Below are 21,700 nucleotides of genomic sequence, written 5' to 3' on the forward strand. Positions count from 1 at the left end.
CAAGGAGACCCATCGTGGCCCGTATCCCCACTACCGTGATCACCGGCTTCCTCGGCGCCGGCAAGACGACGCTGATCCGCCATCTGCTCCAGAATGCGCAAGGGCGCCGGCTGGCGCTGATCATCAACGAGTTCGGCGACATCGGCGTCGACGCCGATCTGGTACGCGGCTGCAACGATGCCGCCTGCCCCGAGGAGGATATCGTCGAACTCGCCAACGGCTGCATCTGCTGCACCGTCGCCGATGATTTCCTGCCGACCATGCAGGCGCTACTCGACCGGCCCAATCCCCCTGAGCATATCATCATCGAGACCTCGGGCCTGGCTCTGCCCAAGCCGCTGGTGAAGGCGTTCGGCTGGCCGGACATCCGTACCCGTGCGACCGTGGACGGCGTGATCGCGCTGATCGATGCCGATGCGGTCGCCGCCGGCCGGTTCGCGCCCGACGAGGCGGCGCTGGCCGCCGCGCGCGCCGCCGACCCGTCGCTCGATCACGACAGCCCGCTCGAGGAATTGTTCGAGGACCAGCTCGCCTGCGCCGACATGGTGGTGCTCAACAAGGCCGATCTGGTCGATGCGGCGACGCTGGCGAGCGTCGAGGCGCGGATCAAGCAGGAGACCCGCGCAGGGGTGAAGATCGTTTACGCCAGCCATGGCGCGGTCGATGTCGGCGCGCTGCTCGGCATCACCGCCGGCGCCGAGGACGATCTCGACGCGCGCCCGTCGCACCACGACAGCGACGAGGAGCATGACCATGACGATTTCGACAGCTTCGTCGTCGAGGGCGGTGACGTCGCGGACGTCGCGGCGCTGGTCACGGTGCTGGAGACGGTGATCGCGGCGCATGACGTGCTGCGAATCAAGGGCAATGTCGCCGTCGAGAGCCGCCCGGCACGGCTGGTGATCCAGGCGGTCGGCCCGCGGGTGCAGCAATATTACGACCGGCCGTGGGGGGCATCGACGCGCCGTTCGCAATTGGTGGTGATCGGCCAGAAGGGGCTCGACGAGACCGCGATCCGCGCTGCCCTCGCGGCAATCCTGGCGCCGACGCTGGTCGCGGCGCGCTGATGCACCTGCTGTCCGCCACCCCCGGCACGATCGCCAACAGCGACGAGGCGATCGACCTCGCCCAGTCGCCGGGCGACATCGTGCTGCTCACGGTGGCGGACAGCGACCTGGCGTGCTTTGCCCATGCCGCCGAGCAGATCGGCGATGCGGGGCCGAGCGTCCGCATCGCCAATCTGCTCCAGCTCAAGCATCCCTATTCGGTCGATCTCTATGTCGATCGGGTGATCGGCCGCGCCCGCTTCGTCTGCGTCACGCTGATCGGCGGCAAGGGCTATTGGCCTTATGGGATCGACGAGATCGCCCGGGTGGCGCGCGAGCGCGGCATCGCCTTTGCGGCGCTGTCCGACGGTTGCGAGGAAGACCCCGCGCTCGATCGTGCCTCCACCGTCGCCGAGGCCGATCGCAAGCGGCTGAAAGCCTATCTGCGCCAGGGCGGGGTGGGCAATGCCGCCGCTTTCCTGCGCACCGCCGCGCGGCTGATCGGCGAGGACGCGGGCCCGCCCGACGAGCCGGTGCCGGTGCCCGACGCCGGGCTGCATGTGACGGGCGTCGAGCAGCCCTCGCTCGACGACGCCCGGGCGCGCTGGGTGAGCGGCCGGCCGACCGCGCTGTTCGTCTTCTATCGCGCGCTGCTGATCGCCGGCACGCTCGAGGCGGTGGACGCCGTGATCGCGGCGCTCGAAGGGCAGGGGCTCAACGTCGTCGCCGTCCACGTCCGCAGCCTGCGCGAGCCGTTCGCGGTCGAGTGGCTCGGCGGGACGATCGCGGCGATCCAGCCGGACGTGATCGTCAACGCCACCGCCTTTGCCGCCTCGTCGCCGGGCGAGCCGCGCCAACCCGGCGTGCTCGAGCGTGCCGACTGCCCGATCCTGCAGACCATGTTTGCCGGCGTCGAGCAGGCCGCCTGGGAGGCCAGCCCGCGCGGTTTAGGGCCCCGCGATCTCGCCATGCATGTCGCGCTGCCGGAAGTGGACGGCCGGCTGTTTACCCGCGCCATCGCGTTCAAGGCGGCGGCGCGGTTCGATCCGCGCACCGAATGCAGCATCGTCGTGCCGCGGGTCGCACACGGCCGGCTGCACTTCGTCGCCGCGCTCGCCGGCCGCTGGGCCCGGCTCCGGCGCAAGGCGCCGGCCGCGCGGTCTGTGGCGCTGGTGCTCGCCAATTACCCAAACCGCGATGGCCGGATCGGCAACGGCGTCGGCCTCGACACGCCGGCGAGCGCCGCGGCGATCCTCGCCGCCCTGGGCGAGGCCGGCTACGATCTCCCCGGCGCGCCTGCCGACGGCGCCGCGCTGATGGCGGTGATGCTCGGCGGCGTCACCAACGCCGCAGGCGCGTCGGGCCGTTCGGCAGAAGCCATGCTGTCGCTCGCCGATTATGCCAATTTCTTTGCCGCGCTGCCGGCCGGCGTCCGCGCTGCCGTCGACGAACGTTGGGGTGCGCCCGGCGACGATCCTTTCGTCCGCGACGGCGCCTTCCGGCTAGCGGTCCACCGCTGGGGCGGCATCGCGGTCGCAGTGCAGCCGGCACGCGGCTACAATATCGATGCCAAGGCGAGCTACCATGATCCGGCGCTGCCGCCGCCGCACGGCTATCTCGCCTTTCATTTCTGGCTCAACCACGTCTTCGCCGCCGACGCGGTCGTCCATGTCGGCAAGCACGGCAATCTCGAATGGCTGCCGGGCAAGGCGCTGTCGCTGAGCGAGGCGTGTTTCCCCGAGATCTGCGCGGGGCCGGTGCCGCAACTCTATCCGTTCATCGTCAACGATCCCGGCGAGGGTACCCAGGCCAAGCGCCGGATCGGGGCGACGATCATCGATCATCTTACCCCACCGATGACGCGCGCCGAAACCTACGGCCCGCTCAAGGAGCTGGAGGCGCTGGTCGACGAATATTATCTCGCCGCCGGGATGGATCCACGACGGCTGGAGCATCTGCGCCGCGAGATCCTCCATCTCGCGCGCGGCGCCGGGCTAGACCAGGACGCTGGCATGGTCGGCGACGGCGACGACGCGCTCGGCGCACTCGACAATTACCTGTGCGAGCTCAAGGAGATGCAGATCCGCGACGGGCTGCACGTGTTCACCCGCTCGCCCGAAGGACGGCTGCGCACCGACCTGCTGGTCGCGCTGGCGCGGACGCCGCGCGGCTATGACCATCCCGGCCAGGGCTCGCTGTTGCGCGCGATGGCCGATGATCTCGCGCTGGGCTTCGATCCGCTCGATTGCGTGATGGGCGCAATATGGGCCGGGCCGCGGCCGGCGGTGTTGGCGGGTATCTCGGACGAGGTCTGGCGGACGACCGGCGATACGGTCGAGCGGCTCGAACTGCTCGCGGTTGATCTCCTCACTCGTCATCCCAGCAAAAGCTGGGATCTCCCGGAGGCGGGCCAACCGTCACGCCCAGCCGCAGGAGACCCCAGCTTGCGCTGGGGTGACGAACGGGAAAGGGACCTGTCGGACAGTCTGGGTGATCGTACCCGCGCCGTCCTCCACGCGACCTTGACGGACCTCGCCCCCCGGATCGACGCCTGCGGCGACGCCGAGCGTACCGCGCTGCTCGCCGGGCTCGATGGCCGCTTCGTGACTCCCGGCCCCTCGGGGGCGCCGACCCGCGGCCGGCCCGACGTGCTGCCGACCGGGCGCAACTTCTATTCGGTCGACACCCGCGCCGTGCCAACTGCGACCGCCTGGGATCTCGGCTTTCGCTCGGCGCAGTTGCTGGTCGAGGATTATTTCCAGCGCGAGGGCGATTACCCCGCGGCGATGGCGCTATCCGCCTGGGGCACCGCCAACATGCGCACCGGCGGTGACGACATCGCCCAGGCGCTGGCGCTGATGGGCGCGCGGCCGCGGTGGGACTGGGCGTCCGGGCGGGTGATCGGCTTCGAGGTGATGACCGTTACCGAGCTTGGCCGCCCGCGCGTCGACGTCACCTTCCGCGTTTCGGGCTTCTTTCGCGATGCCTTCCCGGAGCAGATCGACCTGATCGATTCCGCGACCCGCGCGATCATGGCGCTCGACGAGGATGCCGCGGCAAATCCTGCGGCCGCGCGCCACCGCACCGAGACCGCGACGCTGATCCACCGAGGCGCCGATCCGGTCCAGGCCGCGCGTCGCGCTGGTGCGCGGGTGTTCGGCTCCAAGCCGGGGGCCTATGGCGCCGGCCTGCAGGCGATGATCGACGAGAAGCTGTGGCACGATCGCGCCGATCTCGCCGAAGTGTACCTCGATTGGGGCGGCTATGCCTATGGCGCCGGGATCGAGGGCGATGCCGAACGCGATCTGTTCGCGGCGCGGCTCGGCCAGGTCGATGCGGTGGTCCAGAACCAGGACAATCGCGAGCACGACCTGCTCGACAGCGACGATTATTATCAATTCGAGGGCGGCATCGCCGCGGCGATCGAGCATCTCAAGGGCGCCGCGCCGATCAGCTATCACAACGACCACAGCCGCCCCGAGCGGCCGGTGATCCGCACGCTCGACGACGAGATCGGTCGCGTCGTCCGCGCCCGCGTCGTCAACCCCAAATGGATCGCGGGCGTGATGCGCCACGGCTATAAGGGCGCGTTCGAGATCGCCGCGACGGTCGATTATCTGTTCGCCTTCGCCGCCACCACCCATGCGGTCCGCGACCATCATTTCGACGCCGTCCACGCTGCCTTCATCGAGGATGACGTGGTCCGTGCGTTCATGGCCGAGGTCAATCCGGCGGCGCTGCGCGACACCGCGGCGCGGCTCGCCGAGGCGCTGGAGCGCGGCCTGTGGAAACCGACATCGAACAGCGCGGGCATGATGCTCGCCGACCTTCAGGAGCATGCCCCGTGTCCATGAGCGACGATACTCCACAACCCGAGATCCTCACCGGCGATGCCAGGCATGCCGAGAAGATGAAGAAGAAGCAGGCGGCGCATGACAAGATCATGGCCAACAAGACCCAGGAGAAGGGCCTGCTGATCGTCCACACTGGCAAGGGCAAGGGCAAGACCTCGGCGGCGCTCGGCATGGTCACGCGCGCGATCGGCCATGGCATGAAGGTGGGCGTCGTCCAGTTCGTCAAGGGCGCCTGGGCGACCGGCGAGAAGGTGGTGTTCGATGCCTTTCCCGAGCAGATCGAGTTCAAGGCGATGGGCGAGGGCTTTACCTGGGACACCCAGGATCGCGCCCGCGACATCGCGGTGGCACGCGAGGCGTGGGAGGAGGTCAAGCGGATGATCGCCGATCCCGCCTACAAGATGGTGCTCGCCGACGAGCTCAACATCGTGCTGCGCTACGATTACCTCCCGCTCGACGAGGTCATGGCGGTGTTGCTCGCCAAGCCGGCGGACAAGCATGTCATCGTCACCGGCCGCAACGCGCCGGAGGCGCTGATCGAGGCGGCGGACCTCGTCACCGAGATGACGCTGATCAAGCATCCGTTCCGGTCGGGCGTGAAGGCGCAGGCGGGCATCGAATATTGAGCCATCCGCCGGTCTTCGATGAGCCGTTCCAAGCGCAGCTGGCGACGCTGTTCGCCTGGCGCCGCGACGTGCGCCACTTCAGGCGCGATCCGCTGCCGGTGGGCGTGATCGAGCGGCTGCTGGCGACCGCAGCGCTTGCGCCGTCGGTCGGCAATGCCCAGCCGTGGCGGCTGGTGCGGGTCACCACCCTGGCGCTGCGCGATGCGCTGGCGGCGGCGGTGGACGCGGCGAGCGCGCGCGCGGCGGCGGGCTATGACGCGGAACGGGCCGCCGCCTATCGCGCGCTCAAGCTCCACGGGCTGCGCGAGGCGCCGGAGATCGTCGCGGTGTTCACCGACGAGGCGCCGGCGGCGGGTCATGGCCTCGGCATCGCCACCATGCCTGAAATGCTGCGTTATTCGACCGTAATGGCCATCCATACCCTGTGGTTGGCGGCACGCGCCCAGGGCATCGGCATCGGCTGGGTATCAATCGTCGATCCCACCGCCGTTACCGCGCTGCTCGCGGTGCCCGGATCCTGGCAGTTGGTGGCGCTGTTGTGCATCGGTTATCCTGACGAGCCGTCGGATACGCCCGAGCTTCACCGCCGTGGCTGGCAGGCGCGGGAGGCGCTCGATGTCGTCGAGCGCTAAGGGGCTGCTGATCGCCGCGCCGCGGTCAAGCAGCGGCAAGACGGTGGTGACGATCGCGCTGCAGCGGGCGCTGCGCCGGCGCGGGCTGGTCGTCGCCGGCGCCAAGACAGGACCGGATTATATCGATCCCGCCTTTCATGCGGTCGCCACTGGCCGGCCCTCGGTCAACCTCGATGCCTATGCGATGGACGCGGCGTTGCTTGCAGCCCTGGCTGCGGCGACCGGGCAGGATGCCGACCTGATCGTCGCCGAGGGCGCGATGGGCCTGTTCGACGGCGTCGCGCGTGGCGGCGCCACCGGCGCCAGCGCCGAGGTGGCGCGCGCGCTCGGCTGGCCGGTGATGCTGGTGCTCGACGCCGCGGGGGCCGCGCAATCGCTCGCCGCCACCGCGCACGGTTTCGCCACCTACCCGGGTGCGCCGCCGATCGCCGGGGTGATCGCCAATCGGGTCGCCAGCCCGCGCCACGGCCGGATGATCGCGGCAGGCTTTGCGGTCATCGACGTGCCGTTGCTCGGCATGATCCCGACCGATCCGTGCATGGTGCTGCCCTCGCGCCACCTCGGGCTGGTCCAGGCGGCAGAGACGCCGGCGCTCGACGGCGCGATCGAGGCGATGGCGACGCTGGTTGCCACGCATTGCGATCTCGACGCGATCCTTGCGGCCGCGCGGCCGACGCAAGTCGCCGCCGGCAGCACGACCTGCTGGCAGCCCCCCGGCCAACGCATTGCGATCGCGCGCGACGAGGCCTTCACCTTCGTCTACCCGCATCTGCTCGACGGCTGGCGCGCGGCCGGTGCGACCGTCGACTTCTTCTCGCCGCTTGCCGACGAGGCGCCGCCCGAGGCGTGCGACAGCTGTTGGCTGCCGGGCGGCTATCCCGAGCTGCACGCCGGACGGCTGGCGGGCAATCACCGCTTCCTCGGCGGCCTCCGCCGCTTCGCCGCGACCCGCCCGATCCATGGCGAGTGTGGTGGCTATATGGTGCTGGGGCAAACGCTCACCGATGCTGCGGGTGAGCCCCATGCGATGGCCGGGCTGCTGCCGGTGGACACCAGCTTTGCGATCCGCAAGCTCCACCTCGGCTATCGGCAGGCGACGTGGCGCGCCGCCATGCCGTTCGCCGCCGCCGGCAGCGTCAGCATCGGCCATGAATATCACCACGCGACGATCGTCCGGGCCGATGGCGAGCCGCTCGCCGATGTGGTCGATGGCGAAGGCCAGCCGCTGCCACCCGCGGGCAGCCGGGCCGGGCAGGTCACTGGCACCTTCTTCCACCTGATCTGCTGATGTTGGTATTGGCGTCAACGAACCTGCTCGGCCGGTCTGCCTTGATGGTGAGCCAAGCCAGAACAAACGATAAACGAATGTGGAAGTGATGCGATGACCGACGAACTGAAAGCCTGCACGGCGACGCCTGCCGATGGCAGCGGCTCATGCTGAAGCCCGTCGAGTCCGGCCCAGCCGTGGTCGCCTGCAACACCTGCCGCCTTTCCGCTGACGCCCGTGACGACGCCGAGGGCCGGCGCGGAGGCGCGCGGCTGGTGGCGGCACTCCGTGAGGTGCAGGCGTCCGATCCAGCCTATGCCGCAGTCGCGGTGCAGGAGATGCCGTGCCTGTTCGCCTGCGCCGACTTCTGCACGGTGCACCTGCGCGCGCCGGACAAGGTCGGCTACGTCATGGGCCGGTTCGCGCCCGATGAGGAATCGGCGCGCGCGATCCTCGATTATGCTGTGCTCTATGCCGGCAGCGAGATGGGGCAGGTGCCGTTCAAGCAATGGCCGGCTGGGGTGAAGGGACATTTCATCACCCGCACGCCGCCGCCAGGGTTCGTGGTCGAATGATCCGCTTCGACAGCCCGGCGGCGGTCGAGGCGGCGCTGGCCGCGCTCCCCGGCATCGACGACGGCGCGCGCGCCGCCGCGGCAGCCCGGCAGGCCGAGCTGACCAAGCCGCCGGGTTCGCTTGGTCGGCTGGAAGACCTCGCCTTGTTCATGGCCGGCTGGCAGCGCCGCGCGCGGCCGCAGCTCGACCGGGGCCGCGCGGTGATCTTCGCCGGCAACCACGGCGTCGCCACACGCGGGGTGAGCGCCTTCCCGCCGGCAGTCACGGCGGAGATGGTGCGCAACTTCGAGCGCGGCGGGGCGGCGATCAACGCGCTCGCCGGGGCTGCGGGGCTGGAGCTGCAGGTCGTTGCGATCGAGCTCGATAGCCTCACCGCCGACTTCACGGTCGCACCGGCGATGACCGAGGCGGAATGCCTGACGGCGATCAACGCAGGTGCGGCGGTAGTCGAACCAGGCCTGGACCTGCTGGTGCTCGGTGAGATGGGGATCGGTAATTCGACGCCCGCCGCGGCGCTGTGCGCGGCGAGCTTCGGCGGCGATGCCCGCGATTGGGCTGGTCCCGGCACCGGCGTCGTGGGTAATGCCTTCGCCAACAAGGTCGCGGTGATCGACGCGGGACTGGCACTGCACGGCGGCGTCGCCGATGGCGCCTTCGACACACTGCGCCGCCTCGGCGGCCGCGAGATCGCCGCGATCGCCGGTGCGGTGCTCGCTGCCCGCCAGGCTGGCGTGCCGGTGATCCTCGACGGCTTCATCTGCTGCTCGGCGGTAGCACCGCTTGCCGCTTCGTCGCCCGCCATCGTGGACCATTGCCTCGCCGGCCATTGCTCGGCCGAGCCCGGCCACCGCCGGCTGCTCGATCGGCTTGGGCTGGCGCCGCTGCTCGGCTTCGACATGCGGCTCGGCGAGGGCAGCGGCGCCGCGCTCGCCGCCGGGATCGTCCGCGCCGCGCTCGCCGCGCACAACGGCATGGCGACCTTTGCCGAGGCAGGCGTCTCGACCGCGTGAACCAGCCGGTGACGATCCACCTGATGCGCCACGGAACGCCGGCGCTGACCGGGCGGCTGCTCGGCCATACCGATTGCGACGTCACCGCTGACGGTATCGCCGAATGCCGCGCGGCGGCCGGCGTGGTCGGCATCGCCGGGATCATCAGCTCCGATCTCCGGCGCGCGGCCGACTGCGCCCGGGCGATCGGGGACGACCGGCAGCTACCGCTTTGGCCTGACCCGCGCTGGCGCGAACTCGATTTCGGCGCCTGGGACGGCCACCGCGCCAGCGAGGTCGATCAGGGCGCGCTCGGCGCCTTCTGGGCCGATCCCGATCGGGACCCGCCCCCCGGCGGCGAGCGCTGGTCGGCACTCACCATGCGGGTCGGCGCGGCTTTGGCGGAGATCGCGGACGGCACCTTGGTCGTCACCCATGCCGGGGCGATCCGCGCGGCGCTGGCGGTGAGCTGCGGCTTCGCGCGCGATCAATTGTGGGCGTTCGACCTGCCCTATGGCTGCCTGGTCTCGCTCCGCCTCTGGCGCGGCGACGCGCCGGCTGCGCAGATCGTGGCGCTGAGGCCGTGAAGCGGCTGGTCGTCGCTATGGGCTTCCTCACCCGTTTGCCGCTGCCGCAGGTCGCCGCCGACACCGACGACTTCGCCGCGGCGATCCGCCTCTATCCCCTGGTCGGCCTGATCATCGGCGTGATCATCGCCGGGGCTGCCTGGCTCGGCGCGTTGATCGATCCCTGGACCGGCGCGCTTGCCGCCCTCGCCGGCTGGGTCGCGATCACCGGCGCGTTGCATCTCGATGGCCTCGCGGATCTTGCCGACGGCCTCGGCGCCGCGCACGGCAACAGGGAGCGGCTGCTCGCGGTCATGGCTGATCCGCATGTCGGCAGCTTCGGCGCGACCGCGCTGGCGCTGCAACTGATCGCCAAATTGGTGCTGCTCCACGCCGCCGCCCCGCTCGGCTGGTGGCCGCTGATGCTGGTGCCGTTCGCCGCGCGGATCGGCCCGCTCGCCTGGTCGGCATGGCTGCCGCCGCTCAAGGTCGGCGGGCTGGCGACGTTGGTCGCCGGCGCGGTCCGCCGCCGCGACCTGATCGGCTGGACGCTGCTCTGCGCGGCCGCCGCCGCGATCGCACCGGCACTACTCGCGACACCGGTGCTGATCGGCGGCTGGGGCTGGTGGCTGCGGGCGCGGCTCGGGGGCGTCACCGGCGATGCGCATGGCGCGGGTATCGAACTGGTCGAAACCGGGCTGCTACTCGCGCTGGCGATTGCCGCCCATCGCTGACAGCGCGATCAGGCCATCGACGTCGACATGGCGCTCGAGCATGTCGGCGATGCTGTCGAGTGCCGCGTCGACCGCGACGCCCTGATCCGGGCCGCTCGCCGCCGCGCCGATCCGGGCCAGCCACGTCGCGCGCTGGCGCGCGTCGCCGAGCAGGCCATGGACGTAGCTGCCGGTCACCAGCCGGTTGGCGCTGACCGCGCCGTCGGTGCGGCCATCGGCGAACACGGCGGCGGCACGCGCGGTGTCGGGGCCGGTGGTCCGCCCCATGTGCATCTCATAGCCGTTGAACGGGGCGCCGCCGGCGGTGCCGCTCACCGCGACCAGCGCCTTGCTGCCGGTCAGCACCGTATCGACGGCGAGCAGCCCGAGCCCGGCGACGGTGCCGGCCGGGCCTTCCACCCCGTCGGGATCCGCGAGGGTTTGGCCGAGCATCTGGTAACCGCCGCACAGGCCGAGCACCGGCTTGCCCTGGCGATGGTGGGCGAGCACGTCGATGTCCCAGCCCTGCTTACGGAAGAAGGCGAGGTCGGCGATCGTCGCCTTCGATCCGGCGATCACGATCAGCGCCGTCTCGGCGGGGATCGGCTCGCCCGGTCGCACCATTACCAGTTCCACCGATGGCTCCAGCCGCAACGGATCGAGATCGTCGAAATTGGCGATATGCGCGGTGATCGGGCAGGCGATCACCGCGCGTCCCTCGCCGCGGGTGACCGAGCGCTGCAACACCACCGCATCCTCGCTCGGCAGCCGCGCCGCGTCCGTCAACCACGGCACGACGCCAAAGCCGCGCCAGCCGGTGCGTGCCTCGATTATGCGATAGCCATCGTCGAACAGGGCTGGATCGCCGCGGAACTTGTTGACCATGAAGCCATGGATCATCGCCGCGTCGGCCGGATCGATCACCGCTTTGGTGCCGACGAGCGAGGCGATGACGCCGCCGCGATCGATGTCGCCGATCAGCACCACCGGCACCCCCGCCGCACGGGCGAAGCCCATGTTGGCGATGTCGCTGGCGCGCAGGTTGATCTCAGCGGGCGAGCCCGCTCCCTCGACGACGACGATGTCGGCCTCGGCTTCCAGCCGGCGGTAGCTGGCGAGCACGTCGTCGAGCAGCCCTTCGCGGCCGCGGCGCCATTCCGACGCCTTGAGCACGCCGCGTACCTTGCCATGGACCACCAGCTGCGAGCTGCGGTCGCCCTGTGGTTTCAGCAGCACCGGGTTCATGTCGACGCTGGCGGGCACGCGGGCGGCGATCGCCTGGGTCGCCTGGGCGCGGCCGATCTCGCCGCCATCGGCGGTGACCGCGGCGTTGTTGGACATGTTCTGCGGCTTGAACGGGCGTACGTTCAAGCCGCGATTGGCGAGCGCGCGGCACAGGCCGGCGACCAGCACCGACTTGCCGACATCCGAGCCGGTGCCCTGCAGCATCACGCCACCCATGCGATTCCTCCCGCCGCCAGCCACAGCAGCGCGCAGGCGGTGCGGTAGATCCGCAAGCCGCGGCGGATGTCGCGCGGGCCTGCATCCATCCGGCCCTCGCCGATCCAGGGCTTGTCCACCATCACGCCGTCATAGGCGATCGGCCCGGCGAGGCGAACGCCGAGCGCGCCGGCCATGGCCGCCTCGGTCCAGCCGGCATTGGGCGAGGCATGGCGCCGCGCGTCGGCCCACATCGTCCGCCAGCCGCCGGCGCCAGCGAGGCACAGGATCACCGCGCCAAGCCGCGCCGGCAGCCAGTTGGCGCCATCGTCGATCCGCGCCGCCGCCCAGCCGAACGCGCGCCAGCGCGGTTCCTTGTGGCCGATCAGGCTGTCCGCGGTATTGATCGCCTTATAGGTCCACAGCCCCGGCAGCCCGAGCAGCAACAGCCAAAACAGGGGTGCGGCGATGCCGTCGCAGAAGCTCTCCGCCAGGCTCTCGATCGCGGCGCGGGCCACGCCGGGGCGGTCGAGCGTCGCGGTGTCGCGGCCGACGATCCAGCCGACCCGCTCGCGCGCGGTGGCGAGATCGTCCCGCTCCAGCGCCGCGGCGACCGGGCGGACGTGATCGTCGAGGCTGCGCTGCGCGAGGCCGGGGGCCGCGAGCAAGGCGACGACGATCCAGCCATGCACACCGAGCAGCGCGTGCGCCGCCGCCGCCGCCAACCCGGCGAGCGCCGCTGCACCGCCGGCGACGATCGCGATGGTCGCGACGCCGGCGAGGCGGCGCGCGCGATCGGATCGCGCCGGATCGTTCCATCGCCGCTCGCACCAGCCGATCGCGCGGGCAACACCGCCGACGGGATGGCCGATCCGCGCATATACCGCCGGCGGCCAGCCGATCGCCGCGTCGAGCGCCAGCGCCACCAAGGCGACGGGCTCAGGAATCGCGCAGCGCCGCGTCGAGCCGGGCGAGCGCAGCCGGGCCGTCGGGCAGCCCGAGCCGCAGCCAGCCGGAGGCATAATCGAACCGGCGGGTGAGAATGCCGGCGCTGGCCAGCCGCATGAACAGCGTCGCGGCATCGTCGGTGGCGATCAGCCGGAACAGGGGGCTGTCGCCGACCGGATCGAACCCATGCGAATGAAGCATTGCGTCCAGCCCCGCGACGGCGTCGACCAGCCCGGCGCGCATCGTGGCCGCCCAGGCGCGGTCACGATAGGCGGCGGTGCCGACCGCGATCGCCGTCGCGGAGATCGGCCAGCTGCCAAGCCTTGCCCGGATCGCCTCGACCATTGTCGGGTGCCCACAGGCGAACCCCAGCCTGACGCCGGCCAGCCCGAAGAACTTGCCGAACGATCGCATCACCACCACCGGCTCGTCGCCGTGCAGATGGGGCAGGATGCTGCAGGGAGGCGCCGCATCGGCGAAGGCTTCGTCGATCACCAGCCAGCCGCCGCGGGTTGCGAGCGTCGCGGCGAGCGCGAGCAGTCGCTCCGGCGCGATAGTTCTGCCGTCGGGGTTGTTGGGGTTGGCAAGCAGGATGGTACCGCCGGTCTCGGCTGCCGCATCGAGCTCGGCTGGCGTAATCGCCCGTGCGCCCGGCAGGGCTTCGGCATGGGTCCGGTACCCCGGGGCCACGACGTGATAGGGCGCCGGCACGCCGGCTGGCGCGAGCAGGCGCAACCCGATCTCCGATCCCGGTAGTGCCGCGATGGCCGTGCTGCCTACACCGAAAGACTCCGCCGCCGCGCGCTCCAGCGCCGCCAGCTCGTCGGGGCTGGGCAGACGCCGCAGGTCGATCGCAGCGGTCGCGCCGTCCCACGGCCAAGGATTGATTCCGGTCGACAGGTCCAGCCAGGGCAGGGGGGCGGCGGGGAAGCGCCGGCCCGCTTCGTCCAGCCGGCCGCCGTGCACCATCAGCCCGTCCACATCTGCCCCGCTCACCTCTCGACTTCGCATCACCGCGCCTCCATCAGCGCTCGCGCGGCGCCACACAAGGGGAGACGGGATCATGGCTGACGACGACACGCGCACCCTGCTGGTGCTGGGCGGCGCGCGCTCGGGCAAGAGCCGCCATGCCCAGGCGCTGGCGGAGGCCTGGGTTGCGGATGGCGCCCCCCTCGTGTTCATCGCCACCGCCCAGGCGTTCGACGGCGAGATGCACGACCGCATCGCCCGTCACCAGGCCGATCGCGACGCGCGCTGGACGACGATCGAGGCACCGGAGGCGCTGGCCGCGGCGATCCGCAAGGCGGACGGGGCGGACGCGGTGCTGCTCGTCGACTGTCTCACGCTCTGGGCCTCGAACCTGCTGCTCGCCGAGGCGGATGACCCCATGGCGATCGACGATCTCGTCGCCGCCATTAGCGCGAGCACCGCGCGGGTGGTGCTGGTCGCCAATGAGGTGGGGCTCGGCATCGTTCCCGACAACGCACTGGCGCGCCGGTTCCGTGACTGGGCGGGCACGATCAACCAGCGCGTCGCCGCGGCGGTCGACCGGGTCGACTTCATCGCCGCTGGGCTGCCGCTGCGGCTCAAATAGAAAAAGGCGCCCGGACCCGTCGGTCCGGACGCCCCGCGGCGCCCCTAGGGAGTAGCAAGGGCGCCGAGCTGGTTAGGCAGCCTCGGCCTGGTCGGCAGGCTGCGCGATGCCCTGCTCGACCGCGGCGAGCGGCGCACCGGTCTTGATCGCGATGCTCTTGGGCTTCATCGCCTCGGGCACTTCGCGGACCAGATCGATCACGAGCAGGCCATCGTTCAGCCGCGCATCATCGACGAACACGAAGTCGGCGAGTTCGAAGCGGCGCTCGAAGCTGCGGTTGGCGATGCCGACGTGAAGGAAGCTCTGCCCTTGCGCCTTGTCGTCCTTCTTGCCGGCGACGAGCAGCAGGTTCTGCTGCGCGGTGATCTCGATCTCGTCGCGGGTGAAGCCCGCCACCGCCAGGGTGATGCGGTAGCGATCGTCGGCGAGACGCTCGAGATTGAAAGGGGGATAATTCTCGGCCGAGGCGCGCTGCGCATTGGTCTCGAGCATGTCGAACAGCCGGTCAAAGCCGATGGTCGAGCGGCGATAGGGGGTAAGGTCGAGTCGCATATCAATTCCTCATCTGAGCGAGTTGACGTCAGGGCTGCACCCGCTGCTGCGCGGTGCTGCCACGCGGCCCATGACGGCGCCGCGTGACCGGAATTTGGGGCGTCCCGCCACGGGTTCAAGAGGCGCAACATGTGTGGTTGCCGCCGCCGGATAGGCGGGCTTCGCGCCGCGATGCTTCTTCTGCATTGATCATCCACCGTTCTAGTGGAGTTTAGGCGGCATAATAGAGGTTCAGGGAGACCCGCATGTCGTTGACGCTCGCTTTGTTGCTTGCCGGCCAGGCCGCCGCCGCGCCGGCCGATCAGACCTCGCCGCCGCCACCCGCTGCCGACGACGCTACGCCCGCCCCGCGCACGGGCGACATTGTCGTCACCGCGCGCCGCCGCGAGGAGCGTGTCCAGGACGTGCCGATCGCGATGTCGGTGATCGGCGGCGAGGAGATCAGCAACACCGGCGCGTTCACCGTCAACCGGCTCCAGCAGCAACTGCCGTCGCTGCAATTCTATTCGAGCAACCCGCGCAATTCGGCGATCAACATCCGCGGCCTCGGCGCGCCGTTCGGCCTCACCAACGACGGCATCGAGCAGGGTGTCGGCTTCTACGTCGATGGCGTCTACATCGGCCGGATCGGCGCCTCGACCTTCGACTTCGTCGACGTCGACCGGGTCGAAGTGCTGCGCGGACCGCAGGGCACGCTCTACGGCAAGAACACCACGGCCGGCGCGATCAACATCACCACCCGTGCACCGAGCTTCGAGCCCGAGGCACGCGTCGAGGTGAGCGGCGGCAATTACGATTTCTATCAGGCCAAGGGCTCGATATCCGGGCCGCTCACCGACAAGCTCGCGATCCGCCTGTCCAGCTCGACGACGTCGCGCAAGGGCACGATCTACGATGTCGCCTCGGACGAGAACCTCCACCGCCAGAAGAACCTCGGCCTGCGCGGGCAATTGCTGTGGAAGGCGACCGACGCGCTCGATCTCACCCTGTCGGGCGATTTCAACGTCCAGAACCCCCTGTGCTGCGTGCAATATTACGCTCGGGTGGGCGCCACTCAGCGGCCGCTGGCGCGGCAATATGCCGCGCTCGCGGCGGCGTTCGGCTATGCGCCGCCGAGCACCGATCCGTTTGACCGGGTTACCGATCTCGACGCCGGGATCAACTCGCGACAGGAGATCGGCGGCGCCTCGCTGGTTGCCAATTGGGATCTCGGCCCGGCGACGCTGACCTCGGTCAGTGCCTGGCGTTATTGGGATTGGCAGCCGCAGAACGATCGCGACTTCATCGGCCTGCCGATCACCACCGTGTCGCAAAATCCCTCGCAGCAAAAGCAGGTCTCGCAGGAGATCCGCCTCGCCTCGAACGGCGCGAACAAGCTCGATTACACCGTCGGCGCCTTCTATTTCCACCAGACCATCGATACCCAGGGATCGCAGGTCCAGGGTTCGGCGGCGAGCCGCTTCCTGCTGTCGGGCGCCGACGCGCTCAACCCCAACGTCCTCAACGGCCTCACATCGACCAACACGATCAGCTTCGACAACACCAGCTTCGCAGTATTTGGCAAGCTCAACTGGGCGCTGACCGACCGGCTGCACCTGCAGCCCGGCCTGCGCGTTAATTACGACAAGAAGTCAGGCTTCTACGAGTCGATCGTCAGCATCCACAACAGCCAGTATGATTTCATCGCGACCGCGGACAACGTCGCCGCGCTGCTCGCGGCAAGGCCGGCCGGTGCCGCGCGCACGACCTTCCAGAACCAGATCAACACGCTCGCGCCGCAGCGCTACAGCCCGCGGTTCAGCGACTGGAATGTCTCGGGCGACTTCACCGTCTCCTACGACATCACCCCCGACATTCACGAATATGCCACTTATGCGAAGAGCTTCAAATCGGGCGGGATCAACCTCTCCGGCCTGCCGCTCAACTCCACCAGCACCGGCGTCGATCTCTCCACCCAGACGGTGAAGCCCGAGACGGTCGATCATTTCGAGATCGGGCTGAAAACCCAGTTCCTCGACCGCCGCCTCACCGTCAACGCCGCGGCCTATTGGACGGAGGTCGGCGATTACCAGGCGACGGTGAACAACAATGCGATCAACGTGATCCGCGGCTATCTTGCCAATGCCGACAAGGTCCGCTCGCGCGGCTTCGAGTTCGATGCGACCCTGCGCCCGAGCAAGCGCTTCAACGTCTATTCGAGCGGCAGCTATACCGATGCCACCTATCGCAAATTCGTCAACGCGCCGTGCGCGCCCGAGTTGACCGGCGGCACCGCGCTGCCGGTGGTCAACGGCCAGATCGTCGGCACGCCCGCGGCGGCAGGCACGCCCGGCAACAGCCTGCCTTATTGTGACATATCGGGGCAGCGGCTGCCCGGCATCTCGAAATGGTCCTTCTCCTACGGCGCCGAGTATAACGTCCCGGTCGGCGGCGCAGGAGCCGAAGTCTATGTCGGTTATGACGGCAACTACCGCTCGCGTTTCTCGTCCAACCCGTCGCCCTCTGCCTACACCTGGATCGACGGCTATTCGCTCTCCAATGTGCGTGCAGGTTATCGCAAGGGGGATCTCAACCTGTTCGGCTGGGTGCGTAACGCCTTCGACCAGAATTATTTCGAGTTGCTGTCCACCCAGTCTGGCAGCACTGGTCTGATCGTTGGCCAGCCGGGTGACCCGCGGACTTATGGGTTCACCATCTCGAAATCTTTCTGAGGGGGGGGGGGCATCGCCTTCAACCGATCGTCATCCCAGCGAAAGCTGGGATCTCGTGGTGATGAAGCGGGGCAGGAGCCGCCGAAGACCCCAGCGTACGTTGGGGTGACGATGTGAGGGCGCGAAGGATGATTGTCGTTGCTGGTAGAAGGCGCAGCGCCCTCCAACGGCAAACACCCGGACCGTTACCGATCCGGGTGCCTGCGTGACGAGTAAACTCGTCAGCCCCCTTCTTGCCGCCGGTCCGCGCGGTGTCGCTGCAGTGACCCTTGGCAATTTCCCCGAACCACGGCCATTGCCTGTGTCTCAGATGAGTATCTGCTAGGCACGATGGCGCGCCTTGTCACCGGGGATGTGGCACCGGCAAAACGATTGCCGTCACCCTGTGTCGAATCCGCAACATCCATTTGCGCGCCGCCGCTCGCTCTCCTAGAGCCGGCGGCATGATCCTCTCACGCTATGAACGGATGATCGCCCGCCGCTATCTGCTGCCGGGCAAGGGGGAGGCCTTCATCTTCCTGGTCGCCTCCATCTCGCTGGTCGCGGTGATGCTCGGCGTCGCCGCGCTGGTCATCGTGATGAGCGTGATGAACGGCTTCCGCGCCGAACTGTTCGACAAGATCGTCGGGCTCAACGGCCATGCCGTCATCCAGGGCGCAGGCAATCGGTTGCCCGACTGGCGGGAAATTGTTGCCGAAGCAAAGCGGACGCCGGGCGTGACCTCCGCGATACCGCTGATCGAACAGCCGTTGTTCTCCACCTACAACGGCCGATCCGAGGGCATTCTGGTGCGCGGCATGACCGTGCCAGACTTCCGCGCCGCGGTGGGCGACAAGCTGGTGATGGGGTCGCTGGCGCCGATCACTCCCGGTAGCGGCCGGATCGCGATCGGATCGCGGCTTGCCGAGGCGCTGGGCGCGCAGGTCGGCAGCGAGATCACGATCATCAACCCGCAGGGGGCCGCTTCGCCGTTCGGCACCGTGCCACGTTATGTGAGCTACACCGTCTCGGCAATTTTCGAGATCGGCGTCTACGACTATGACAAAGCCTATGTGATCATGCCGATCCAGGATGCGCAGACCCTGCTGTTCCTCGGCGACGCGGTGGCGATGGTCGAGGTGCAGACCAACAATGCCGACAGGGTCCGCCAGATCCTGGCGCCGCTCGGCGAAAAGCTCGGCGGCAATGCGATTATCCAGGATTGGCAGCAGATGAACGCACAATTGTTCGAGGCGCTCGCGGTGGAGCGGGTGGCGATGTTCACCGTGCTGTCAATCATCATCCTCGTCGCGGTGTTCAACATCCTCTCGTCGCTAATCATGCTGGTGCGCGCCAAGACCCGCGACATCGCGATCCTGCGGACGATGGGCGCGACCCGCGGCGGCCTAATGCGGATCTTCATGGTCGTGGGCACCACGATCGGCGCGCTCGGCACCGTCGCGGGCCTTGGCCTCGGCTTCCTGTTCCTCTTCTATCGGCAGGGCGTGATCAACTTCGTCCAGTTCGTCACCGGCCAGAATCTGTGGGATCCCTCGATCCGCTACCTGACCGATCTGCCCTCCAAGCCCGATCCGGTCGAGATCATCGTCATCACCGCGATGGCGCTGGTCTTCAGCTTCCTCGCCACGCTGTACCCGGCGTGGAAGGCGGCGAGCACCGATCCGGTCCAGGTGCTCCGCTATGAATGACGCCGTCCTCCAGACCCGCGGGCTGACCCGCAACTTCGTCCAGGGCGGCGAGGTGATCCACGTGCTGCGTGGCGTGGACCTCGCGGTCGCGCCGGGCGAGATCGTCGCGCTGGTCGGCCCGTCCGGCTCGGGCAAGTCGACCCTGCTCCAGGCGGTCGGGCTGCTCGAAGGCGGGTTCGAGGGCTCGATCCGGATCGGCGGCGAGGAAGCCGCAAGCCTCAGCGCGCACGGCCGCACGATCATGCGCCGCGACCGCCTGGGGTTCGTCTACCAGTTCCATCACCTGCTACCCGATTTCAACGCGGTCGAGAATGTCGTGCTGCCGCAGCTCGTCCATGGCGCCGAGCGCAAGCCCGCCGACGAGCGCGCCGCGTCGCTGCTGACCGCGCTCGGCCTCGGCCACCGCCTGACCCATCGCCCGAGCCAGCTGTCGGGTGGCGAGCAGCAGCGCGTCGCCGTCGCCCGGGCGCTGGCCAATCGCCCGGCGCTGGTGCTCGCCGACGAGCCGACCGGCAATCTCGACGAGCATACCGCCGATGTCGTGCTCGCCGAATTCCTCCGCCTCGTCCGCGAGGAAGGATCGGCGGCGCTGGTCGCGACCCACAATGAGCGGCTGGCGCAGAAGATGGACCGCGTGGTCCGCCTCCACGAAGGCGTGCTGCAGTGAGCTGGAGCGAGACGCCGACCTTGGTCGGTCGTCACGTCACCTTGCGCCCGCTCGATCGCAGCGACGAGGCGGCGCTGGTCGAGGTCGCGCGTGCCGGTGATCTGTGGGACACCTTCTACGCCAATGTCGCCCAGCTCAAGGATTCGTCGCGCTGGATGGACGCGAGCTTTGCCGAGCAGGCGCATGGCCGCGTGCGCTTGTTCGCGGTAGCGGATCCGGCAGGGCAGGTGGTCGGCACCACCCGGCTGATGCGGATGAACGAGAAGCATCGGCGGCTGGAGATCGGCGGCACCTTCTATGCCAGGGCAGTCCAGCGCACTGGGGTCAACACCGAGGCCAAGCTGCTGCTGCTGTCCCATGCCTTTGACCAGCTCGGCTGCCAGTGCGTGCAGATCCGCACCGATCTGCTCAACAAGCGCAGCCAGACGGCGATTGAGCGGCTCGGCGCGAAGCGGGACGGCGTGCTGCGCGGGCACCAGATCGTCGACGGCCGATTGCGCGATTCGGTGGTGTACAGCATCCTCGACCGCGAATGGCCGGGGGTTCGCCAGAACCTTCACTTCCTGCTGGCGCGGCATGGATGAGCAGTATCGCCGACATCTCGGTCGCCGCCGCCGACGGCGAGCGGGTGCCGCTGGAGCGCTGGGCAGGGCAGGTGCTGCTGATCGTCAACACCGCGTCGCAATGCGGCTTCACCCCGCAATATGAAGGGCTGGAGGCGCTGCAGCGCCAGCTGGGACCGCGCGGCTTCTCGGTGCTCGCCTTCCCGTGCAACCAGTTCGGCGCGCAGGAGCCCGGCGACGCCGCCGAGATCGCGTCCTTCTGCTCGCTGACCTACGATGTCACCTTTCCGCTGTTCGCCAAGGTCGATGTCAACGGTGCCGGGGCCGATCCGCTGTTCGTGCGCCTCAAGACCGCGGCGCCCGGGCTGCTCGGCAGCAAGGCGATCAAGTGGAACTTCACCAAGTTCCTGGTCGATCGTCAGGGCACGATCGTCCGCCGCTATGGCCCGGCCACCAAGCCCGAGGCGATCACCCGCGATATCGAGGCGCTGCTCTAGACCGCCAGCCTCCCGATCGACGTCATTCCGGCGCGCGTAGGCATGGCCGCAAAGCGCGGGGGAGGGGCCGCTAGCGGCTGCCGCTTATGCTGAGGGCCACTCAGCTAAAGCTCACCTCGACCGGCTCGGCACCCGGCACTTCGCCGCGCAGCGTCTGGCCGCGCAACACCGGTCCCACCCCCGCCGGGGTCCCGGTGAAGATCAGGTCTCCCGGCGCGAGCGCGACATAGGTCGACAGGGTGGCGATGATCTCGGCGACGCTCCAGGTCATCTGGTCGAGATCGCCCGACTGGCGCTCCGACCCGTCGATGCTCAGCTGGATTGCGCCGGCTTCGGGCGGTGCGCCGCGGGTGATCGCGCCGATCGGGGCGGAGCGGTCGAAGCCCTTGGCGAGATCCCACGGCCGACCGGCCTTCTTGGCCACCGCCTGGAGATCGCGGCGGGTAAGATCGATTCCCGCGGCATAACCGTAGATCGCCGCCATGGCGTCACCCGCGGCAATGTCGCTGCCGCCGGTGCCCAGGGCCACCACCAGCTCGATCTCGTGGTGGAGGTCCTCGGTCATGGTTGGAAACGGGATCGTCGATCCGCTCGCGACCACCGCATCGGCGGGCTTGGCGAAGAAGAATGGCGGGTTGCGGGTCGGGTCGCCGCCCATCTCGCGGGCGTGGTCGGCGTAATTCTGCCCGACGCAGAAGATGCGGCGGACCGGGAAGCGCTCGTCGCCGCCGGCGATGGCAATGGTGGAAATCGTGACGGTGGGCAGGTCCAT

The 21,700-nt window shown here is 69.2% G+C and carries 20 protein-coding genes; 15 read left to right on the plus strand and 5 right to left on the minus strand.

The window, feature by feature from the left end:
• Positions 1 to 14 precede the first annotated feature (14 nt).
• The 9 genes from cobW to cobS all read left to right on the plus strand — a co-directional run bounded on the left by cobW (position 15) and on the right by cobS (position 10,289).
• Positions 15 to 1,067: a cobalamin biosynthesis protein CobW gene (gene cobW, locus OXR60_RS00135; RefSeq protein ID WP_267392881.1), complete on the plus strand. Its 1,053-nt coding sequence runs from the start codon at positions 15 to 17 to the stop codon at positions 1,065 to 1,067.
• Positions 1,067 to 4,900 (plus strand): cobaltochelatase subunit CobN, encoded by a 3,834-nt coding sequence (gene cobN / locus OXR60_RS00140; RefSeq protein ID WP_267392883.1) that lies wholly within the window; start codon positions 1,067 to 1,069, stop codon positions 4,898 to 4,900. The genes cobW and cobN overlap by 1 nt, the downstream gene beginning before the upstream one ends.
• Positions 4,897 to 5,526 (plus strand): cob(I)yrinic acid a,c-diamide adenosyltransferase, encoded by a 630-nt coding sequence (cobO, locus tag OXR60_RS00145; RefSeq protein ID WP_267392884.1) that lies wholly within the window; start codon positions 4,897 to 4,899, stop codon positions 5,524 to 5,526. Before cobN ends, cobO begins: the two co-directional genes overlap by 4 nt.
• On the plus strand, positions 5,523 to 6,158 hold the full coding sequence (gene bluB / locus OXR60_RS00150) for a 5,6-dimethylbenzimidazole synthase (protein ID WP_267392885.1): 636 nt from the start codon (positions 5,523 to 5,525) through the stop codon (positions 6,156 to 6,158). The genes cobO and bluB overlap by 4 nt, the downstream gene beginning before the upstream one ends.
• Positions 6,142 to 7,446 (plus strand): cobyrinate a,c-diamide synthase, encoded by a 1,305-nt coding sequence (locus tag OXR60_RS00155; protein ID WP_267392887.1) that lies wholly within the window; start codon positions 6,142 to 6,144, stop codon positions 7,444 to 7,446. The genes bluB and OXR60_RS00155 overlap by 17 nt, the downstream gene beginning before the upstream one ends.
• A gap of 146 nt (positions 7,447 to 7,592) precedes the next feature.
• Positions 7,593 to 8,000: a DUF1636 domain-containing protein gene (locus OXR60_RS00160; protein ID WP_267392888.1), complete on the plus strand. Its 408-nt coding sequence runs from the start codon at positions 7,593 to 7,595 to the stop codon at positions 7,998 to 8,000.
• On the plus strand, positions 7,997 to 9,010 hold the full coding sequence (gene cobT / locus OXR60_RS00165; protein WP_267392890.1) for a nicotinate-nucleotide--dimethylbenzimidazole phosphoribosyltransferase: 1,014 nt from the start codon (positions 7,997 to 7,999) through the stop codon (positions 9,008 to 9,010). Before OXR60_RS00160 ends, cobT begins: the two co-directional genes overlap by 4 nt.
• Entirely contained in the window at positions 9,007 to 9,576 is a 570-nt protein-coding gene (locus OXR60_RS00170) for a histidine phosphatase family protein (protein ID WP_267392892.1), read from the plus strand. Before cobT ends, OXR60_RS00170 begins: the two co-directional genes overlap by 4 nt.
• Complete coding sequence (gene cobS / locus OXR60_RS00175; protein ID WP_267392894.1) at positions 9,573 to 10,289, plus strand: adenosylcobinamide-GDP ribazoletransferase; 717 nt, start codon at positions 9,573 to 9,575, stop codon at positions 10,287 to 10,289. The genes OXR60_RS00170 and cobS overlap by 4 nt, the downstream gene beginning before the upstream one ends.
• Here the strand turns inward: cobS and OXR60_RS00180 are convergent.
• From OXR60_RS00180 to OXR60_RS00190, 3 genes are read right to left on the minus strand one after another with little or no spacing between them, the layout of a single operon-like run.
• Positions 10,257 to 11,729, minus strand: coding sequence for a cobyric acid synthase (locus tag OXR60_RS00180; RefSeq protein ID WP_267392896.1), 1,473 nt, complete (start codon positions 11,727 to 11,729; stop codon positions 10,257 to 10,259). The genes cobS and OXR60_RS00180 overlap by 33 nt on opposite strands.
• Entirely contained in the window at positions 11,717 to 12,655 is a 939-nt protein-coding gene (gene cbiB, locus OXR60_RS00185; RefSeq protein ID WP_267393566.1) for an adenosylcobinamide-phosphate synthase CbiB, read from the minus strand. The genes OXR60_RS00180 and cbiB overlap by 13 nt, the downstream gene beginning before the upstream one ends.
• Entirely contained in the window at positions 12,648 to 13,652 is a 1,005-nt protein-coding gene (locus tag OXR60_RS00190; RefSeq protein ID WP_346015413.1) for an aminotransferase class I/II-fold pyridoxal phosphate-dependent enzyme, read from the minus strand. Before OXR60_RS00190 ends, cbiB begins: the two co-directional genes overlap by 8 nt.
• Before the next feature lie 67 nt (positions 13,653 to 13,719).
• Here OXR60_RS00190 and cobU point away from each other — a divergent pair, with 67 nt between their 5' ends.
• A complete protein-coding gene (gene cobU / locus OXR60_RS00195; RefSeq protein WP_267392898.1) occupies positions 13,720 to 14,250 on the plus strand; it encodes a bifunctional adenosylcobinamide kinase/adenosylcobinamide-phosphate guanylyltransferase in 531 nt (176 codons plus the stop codon).
• A gap of 72 nt (positions 14,251 to 14,322) precedes the next feature.
• Here the strand turns inward: cobU and OXR60_RS00200 are convergent, their stop codons facing one another.
• A complete protein-coding gene (locus OXR60_RS00200; RefSeq protein ID WP_267392900.1) occupies positions 14,323 to 14,802 on the minus strand; it encodes an Hsp20 family protein in 480 nt (159 codons plus the stop codon).
• Positions 14,803 to 15,047: 245 nt separating this feature from the next.
• Between OXR60_RS00200 and OXR60_RS00205 the strand changes: the two genes are divergently transcribed.
• The 5 genes from OXR60_RS00205 to OXR60_RS00225 all read left to right on the plus strand — a co-directional run bounded on the left by OXR60_RS00205 (position 15,048) and on the right by OXR60_RS00225 (position 20,928).
• Positions 15,048 to 17,513: a TonB-dependent receptor gene (locus OXR60_RS00205; RefSeq protein WP_267392902.1), complete on the plus strand. Its 2,466-nt coding sequence runs from the start codon at positions 15,048 to 15,050 to the stop codon at positions 17,511 to 17,513.
• 443 nt (positions 17,514 to 17,956) lie between these two features.
• Positions 17,957 to 19,201: a lipoprotein-releasing ABC transporter permease subunit gene (locus OXR60_RS00210; RefSeq protein ID WP_267392904.1), complete on the plus strand. Its 1,245-nt coding sequence runs from the start codon at positions 17,957 to 17,959 to the stop codon at positions 19,199 to 19,201.
• Positions 19,194 to 19,868 (plus strand): ABC transporter ATP-binding protein, encoded by a 675-nt coding sequence (locus tag OXR60_RS00215; protein WP_267392905.1) that lies wholly within the window; start codon positions 19,194 to 19,196, stop codon positions 19,866 to 19,868. Before OXR60_RS00210 ends, OXR60_RS00215 begins: the two co-directional genes overlap by 8 nt.
• Entirely contained in the window at positions 19,865 to 20,452 is a 588-nt protein-coding gene (locus tag OXR60_RS00220) for a GNAT family protein (RefSeq protein WP_267392906.1), read from the plus strand. The genes OXR60_RS00215 and OXR60_RS00220 overlap by 4 nt, the downstream gene beginning before the upstream one ends.
• On the plus strand, positions 20,449 to 20,928 hold the full coding sequence (locus OXR60_RS00225; protein ID WP_267392908.1) for a glutathione peroxidase: 480 nt from the start codon (positions 20,449 to 20,451) through the stop codon (positions 20,926 to 20,928). The genes OXR60_RS00220 and OXR60_RS00225 overlap by 4 nt, the downstream gene beginning before the upstream one ends.
• A gap of 100 nt (positions 20,929 to 21,028) precedes the next feature.
• Here OXR60_RS00225 and OXR60_RS00230 read toward each other — a convergent pair whose 3' ends face one another.
• Positions 21,029 to 21,700, minus strand: coding sequence for a fumarylacetoacetate hydrolase family protein (locus OXR60_RS00230; RefSeq protein WP_267392910.1), 672 nt, complete (start codon positions 21,698 to 21,700; stop codon positions 21,029 to 21,031).

Source organism: Sphingomonas sp. GC_Shp_5 (assembly GCF_026540855.1).
GTDB lineage: Bacteria > Pseudomonadota > Alphaproteobacteria > Sphingomonadales > Sphingomonadaceae > Sphingomonas.